We start from the raw sequence: 5,866 nt of genomic DNA on the forward strand, positions 1-5,866 counted from the left end.
CATTTATGTTAACTCGGCTAAGCTAAGAAAAGTTTCGTTGAAAGTAAACTTTGTCGTTATGTTTCTACGACCTGAAGAAGATGGTGTGTAACGCTAAGCTAGCAGGAGTGCGCCCCGAGCTTGGCAAGTTCCGATAAAACTAATGAATCTGCCGGTGCTCACAAAGTATCCAGAATGCCACTGCGTCCAGAAAGATGAAAATCCTGCAAACTGAAGTCAGTAGAAAGCACAGACCTATCCCAGCGGTAGATTCATGGTGAAGTTCGCACAGAAATCAGCAAAATGGCAGTTGGCGCATTCGTACTAGCGATTGTTACCACCAGTTATTTCCGTTTCTGCATTGGGGGGGTAGTCGGCAGAATAGATGTTCCCAAAAAGTTGCAGCTCGGATGAGTCTGCATCATAGTTCACAAGATCAGCAAAATCAGAGGTCACTACAATAGAAAAACGTTCGGGTTCAAACATTCCAATTGCCGCAAGTCCCCGGGGTGATGCATCTTCAACTGTTAGCCCTTTTGGAAGTTCAAATAGCACATCTTCACCAGTAAAAACCCCAACCTTCACATTTTTAGTTAAGATTCCTCGCTTTTGTGTTGGTTCGTTAAATGCGCGAATTCCAAGAATTCCGGCCATTCCGATGTTCATAAGTATCGATATGGTGAAAGTGATGTTCCTTGTCTTGAAAAACTTCTTCATAAGTTACGTTTGTTGATCTGGTGAGATGATTGTGTGAGTTCTTCCTTCCCAAGTAAAATAGATTGCTCTTTCCGCATCGAATTTTTTGAAGTTGAAATGAATCTGCTTAATTCTCTCAATAAAATTTTGTGTTAAGCCGCTATCCTCTGCCTGTTTCAAAAGGGTTTCGTTCTTAAACGTTACTTCAAAACTTGGAAAGCCATATGAATTCCTTGTTTTCAGTTGAGGTGCTGGTACAATAGTCTTAAATGAATCAGTTAAGGCAGTTTGATAGAGTTTTTGTTCTCTCTTGAAATATCGAATCTTGAAGATAATCCAAATGACGAATGAAACTAAAAAGACGTAAAGCAGTGTCATTGGTTCTGGATTCTTATTGGTGGTAACGCCACGCTAGCAGGAGTGCGCCCCGAGCATGGCAGAAAGACACTAATATAGCGCAGCTGCCCAACACCTACAACGGCATCTACAAGGAACTGCGTTTAGAAGTGAAAATCCAGAAGCAAGACAGTTGCTAGGAGAGATGCGATTTCAGAATGGGTAGCGGAGCGGTGAAGATCAGATGAAACTAGCAGAAAGCTCTCTGGCGCATTCGTGCTAGCACTTGTTATAGAGCTTATTTTTCGAGCAGTTCAATTACTGAGTTCAGTCGATGAATCAGACTATCCTTGGCTACAATTTTTGCTTTCGTCTCATCAAGTTCGTTGTTCACGAGATATGAAGCTTGTTCGTAGGCTTCTTTGTTGTTAGCACGTTCGTTAGTGTTCTGTCCGATGTTGTACGCTAAAACTACAACCAGCACTACAAATACGTTTTTAACCCAGTCAGTCTTCTTGTCCATCTTGGTTCGTTAGTTTGTTAATTCTGTTACTGAGTTTTACAATGCTATCTTCCTTAGCATAGAGTTCTTCAAAGAGTTCAAGTGACTCGGAGTTGTTGTTCAGGACTTGTTCGTACTCCTGTTCATACTTCTCCGCCTCGGTCTTAGTGATGAAGTTATAAATCACAAGAGTTAGGAGAGTTAGAAAGTAAAACGAGTAGGTCAATATCTTTTTGCGCATGGTGATTATGCTCTATAACGATAAGCTAGCGATTGTATGCCCGCTAGCTGCCAATAGCACTAAAATAGTGGTTTTAAATTAATTCCATCCAAACTGAATGCTTAAGAATATAATCAACGCAATAACTGCGCCGAGTATGATAAAGGGTAATAGACAGTTCTTCCAAATCGTCATTTTGGATCTGTCTATTTTACCGGTATTGCCAGGATAGTCGGGTGATGGTAGCATAAATTAATTTAAAAACACGGTCAAGTTAATAATCCATTTCTAGAAGCACTTTAGCATATAATCGCTAGCGCCTGTTATCCTCATGTTTTAGCCACTTCGGTTATTCCCTGTTGGAATTTCCATATGCCAATTGGATAGAGAATGAAGAAGATGAAATTCGGAAAAATCTCAAATCCAGTTGGTTCATGATTGTTTACAGTTGCCCCATGGATCCGAGTTAGGATGTAAACAAGGTAAAAACCACAAAGTGGAAATAGAATATTCAGAATTGTTACGATGATTGTTTGTTCAGTTCCCGTGCCGTTGATATCTATGAACAGCAAGTCAGTAATTAGAATTGCAATCATCACTGTTCCAGCAATTTTTGAAAGCGTCAGGTCAAATTTACCTTTCTGTTTGTTAAGGAGGTTTGCTGAGGCTAGCCACCAAAGAGTTACCAAGATAAGTGCAACAGAGTTCCAGTCTACAAGGTTGAAATCGAGAATTCGGCTAATGACAGCAGCAAGAGTAGGTACTACAAAGGCTATAATTAGCAGTTCAGTTCTTGTTCGTTCGACCAATATGCGCATAGAAGATAATTGAGGATAACGCTCAACTAGCGAGAGTATGCCCACCAGTTGTAAAGAGCACTAAACTAGCGAAACTGCCCAACACCTACAACGGCTTCTATGGAGAACTGCGTTCCACAAGATTAAATCCAGAAAGACCAAAAGGTGGGAGGGGAAATGAAAGTAGCAGAATGGGCGGTGAAGCGGTCGTATTGCACTGAAACTAGCAGAAAGCATACAGGCATATTCGCGCTAGTGCCTGTTAGGCTCTTTTTTAGAGTATTATTGGTATTTTTTTATTTCGATAGTTAACCCTAATGACTTCAAGTTGAGTTGTCTGTTGTTGATCTTTGTGTAGAGTTATAGAGTTGTAAAGTTGACCATGATAGCTTAATTGATATCTTGTGTCATACGGTAGTAAACTTCCTATTCTGGGGTCAATGAAAACAACCGAAATTACTATAGAATCGTTTTTTACTGATTTGGTTAAAGTTGGCTTAGGGAGAAATGGAGATTTGAATTTGATAAATGTTGAGTCCTTGTTATTTCTTATAATTAAAAGTTCGGCAGGGTCATCTTGGGCTTCAATTACAAATTGATAGTTATTCTCTTGGTTTTTAAGAAGTCTCGCGTTCTTGGAGATATAGTTATAAGAATCACTTGAATCTTTTGGTTCAAGAGTTAGTTCGTAACCGCAGTTGCGAAAAAGTGTATCGTTAGTATATGTATGAATAGTAAAGTTATCATACCAAATAACTGTTGATAACAACTCTGAATGTGGTAGTTCTATTCCACTTGGTTCTGAGGCACCACAGTTGGTTAGAAGAGTAAGGATGAAAAGTGCTTGAAATTTTCGTAGCATGCGGAATTGAGCCTAACGCCCAGATAAAGCACGTGGCTATATCTAGAATTTGAAAAGTTGAAATTAGTGAAATCTGCGGAAGCACACAACGGGTTCTTAGCGACACGTTCTGAAGATAACTGCTCCGACTGCAAAAGATCAGATGCACACCAGTCTAAACACTGCGCAGATTGAACGGGCGTAGCTGATGCAATGTACTCTGGCTACTTCTAGCCATGTGCCTTTATCGTTTGTTATGTTTTCGCAACCCTGCGATGAAACGCTGCTATTCGCTGATCTCACACACGCTGCTAGTGCGAATTGGAGTTGAACCATGCTCGAAGCACAGGTGGTGCAAGCGGGCAGAATGGCGCGGGACGATAGGGCGGATAGGGTTGGCGGCTGGGCGTGACTCCAAACTGAGCTGAAAGAAGCTAATCTGCATAAGGATCTAATGAAATGGAACAATTGTAAACCGATGCTCTAGCCAGGGAGGGGGGATCGGGTCGGCCGAGCGTTGGCCTTGTGTGACGTGCGGCTGGTACTAAGCGCCACCACTAACTAAAATTAGAGGCGAAGTGCCTTTTACAAAAGCCTAAGAAAGCTACGAGTGAAATATAACGCTCAGCTAGCGAGAGTATGCCCACTAGTTGTAAAGAGCACTAAACTAGCGAAACTGCCCAACACCTACAACGGCTTCTATGAAGAACTGCGTTCCACAAGTCTCAATCCAGAAAGAAGAAAGGAGCGAGGGGAAATGAAAGTAGCAGAATGGGCGGAGAAGCGGTCAAGTTGCACTGAAACTGGCAGAATGCACACAGGCATATTCGCGCTAGTGCTTGTTGTAGCGCGTTTTTATCTATTTCTCCATCATTTGTTGAGACCTCTTCTTCGAGTCTTGATAATCTAGATCGTTAGGTTTTAAGTTGATAGCAGCATCAAAATTCTCAATTGCCTGTTCGTGCTTACCCTGAAGTTGATATGCGTATCCTCTGTTATGGTAAGCATCTGCGTAAGTTTGATCAATTTCAATCGCATTTGAAAATGCTTCAATTGCGTTATCTAAATTATTTAGTTGACCGTATAGAATTCCGAGGTTATGATAAATAAGTTTATTATCTGGATCAGATGAGTTAGATGGGTCAGTATCAATAGCTAGTTTGTAATCATCTTCAACGTTCTCAAACTCGCCAATTTTTTCATAAGTTAAAGCTCTATTGTAGATCGCAATCTTGTTTTTTGGTTCTAGTTGAATTGCTTTTGAATAGCTCTCAATGCTACTTCTGTAATCAGCCAAATAATCCAAGCAATCGGCTTTCCTAAGGTGAGCTTCTGCAATCTGATCATCGATTTTAATTATTTCTTCGAATTTAGATAATGCACCAAATGCATCACCCTGTTCAAATAGTTGCGTGCCTTCTTGCCCTAGTTTCTCAATCTTAGTTTGACTGTTGCAAGATGCTAACAAGATCGTTAGGATAATTGTCAGAAGTGTTAGTTTTTTCATAGTACTGCGTATGCGCTACAACGCCACGCTAGCAGGAGTGCGCCCCGAGCATGGCAGAAAGAAGCTAAGATAGCGCAGCTGCCCAACACCTACAACGGTAGCTATGAAACACTGCAATTAGAAAGACAAAATCCAGAAGCAAGACAGTTGCTAGGAGAGAAGCAATTTCAGAATGGGTAGCGGAGCGGTGAAGATCAGATGAATCTGGCAGAAGGATGCTCAGGCGCATTCGTGCTAGCAACTGTTAGCGACAGTCTAGCTGTTTCTTCTTGCTTGATTTGCAGTTAAAATGGATAATTAATGGGAGATAGAATTGTTCCATAAGATCTTGATATTCTGATCGTGGATATCTATAGATTGCATGTTCTCGTTCTGGGGTAAAACCTTCGAAGTAATAGGTTGAACCATCCATTACTGCAATCATTTCTTGACTGTCGAATGGTTGGTTCCAAAATAAGCTATCAAGCTTTTTATTGAAGTTGCTCCAATAATCTTTAGTTCGAAACTGCATATTAATTACAATCAAATCCTTGTCTAGTTCTCTTAACATAAAGGTCGCTGTACTGTCCTTCAAGAAGACTCTAATCGTTTTTCCAGTTCCAAATGTTGCTAGTTCTGTGAATCTGAATTCGTAATCAGAATAATATCCAAGTGGTGGATCGTTCAGAAGTTCCCACTCTTTTTTTAAGCTGTTAAAATGTTCTCTTCTAATAGCGTGGTTTTCATACTTTTTCCAGATGTCAAGAGAGGTTGAATGGTCATTTTGTTCATTTGATTGACACTCACATTCTGTGTTATTGTTATACTGTTCGTCAAAGGGAATGGCTTTAGGAGAGCAAGCAGTTGCAATTAGAATTAGTATGACTGACTTGCTATAGAACATAGTATTGTCGCTAACGCTCAGATATAGCGCTGTGGCCTCCGAGCTAAATTAATTGCGATAAAAGTAGCTTATCTGCTGGTGCATTCAAAGTTTCAGATACGCACT

8 protein-coding genes are annotated in these 5,866 nt (G+C 40.6%); all 8 read right to left on the bottom strand.

Features of this window, described 5'->3' with window-relative positions; translation table 11 throughout:
• Window positions 1-303: 303 nt before the first annotated feature.
• Window positions 304-696, bottom strand: a complete 393-nt coding sequence (locus tag CHB71_RS18570; protein ID WP_144017496.1) for a hypothetical protein — start codon at window positions 694-696, stop codon at window positions 304-306.
• Between the two features lie 3 nt (window positions 697-699).
• Window positions 700-1,053: a hypothetical protein gene (locus tag CHB71_RS18575; RefSeq protein ID WP_089358470.1), complete on the bottom strand. Its 354-nt coding sequence runs from the start codon at window positions 1,051-1,053 to the stop codon at window positions 700-702.
• A 256-nt stretch (window positions 1,054-1,309) separates the two neighbouring features.
• Window positions 1,310-1,534, bottom strand: a complete 225-nt coding sequence (locus tag CHB71_RS18580) for a hypothetical protein (protein WP_089358471.1) — start codon at window positions 1,532-1,534, stop codon at window positions 1,310-1,312.
• The gene (locus tag CHB71_RS18585) at window positions 1,518-1,754 is read right to left on the bottom strand and encodes a hypothetical protein (protein ID WP_089358472.1); all 237 of its coding nucleotides are present in this window, start codon (window positions 1,752-1,754) and stop codon (window positions 1,518-1,520) included. Before CHB71_RS18585 ends, CHB71_RS18580 begins: the two co-directional genes overlap by 17 nt.
• A 308-nt stretch (window positions 1,755-2,062) precedes the next feature.
• Entirely contained in the window at window positions 2,063-2,551 is a 489-nt protein-coding gene (locus CHB71_RS18590) for a hypothetical protein (protein ID WP_089358473.1), read from the bottom strand.
• A 253-nt stretch (window positions 2,552-2,804) separates the two neighbouring features.
• Window positions 2,805-3,392, bottom strand: a complete 588-nt coding sequence (locus CHB71_RS18595; protein WP_089358474.1) for a hypothetical protein — start codon at window positions 3,390-3,392, stop codon at window positions 2,805-2,807.
• A gap of 838 nt (window positions 3,393-4,230) precedes the next feature.
• Window positions 4,231-4,878, bottom strand: coding sequence for a tetratricopeptide repeat protein (locus tag CHB71_RS18600; RefSeq protein WP_089358475.1), 648 nt, complete (start codon window positions 4,876-4,878; stop codon window positions 4,231-4,233).
• A gap of 244 nt (window positions 4,879-5,122) precedes the next feature.
• A complete protein-coding gene (locus tag CHB71_RS18605) occupies window positions 5,123-5,761 on the bottom strand; it encodes a hypothetical protein (RefSeq protein ID WP_089358476.1) in 639 nt (212 codons plus the stop codon).
• Between the last annotated feature and the right edge of the window lie 105 nt (window positions 5,762-5,866).

This window comes from Ekhidna lutea, assembly GCF_900188325.1.
Taxonomy (GTDB): domain Bacteria; phylum Bacteroidota; class Bacteroidia; order Cytophagales; family Cyclobacteriaceae; genus Ekhidna; species Ekhidna lutea.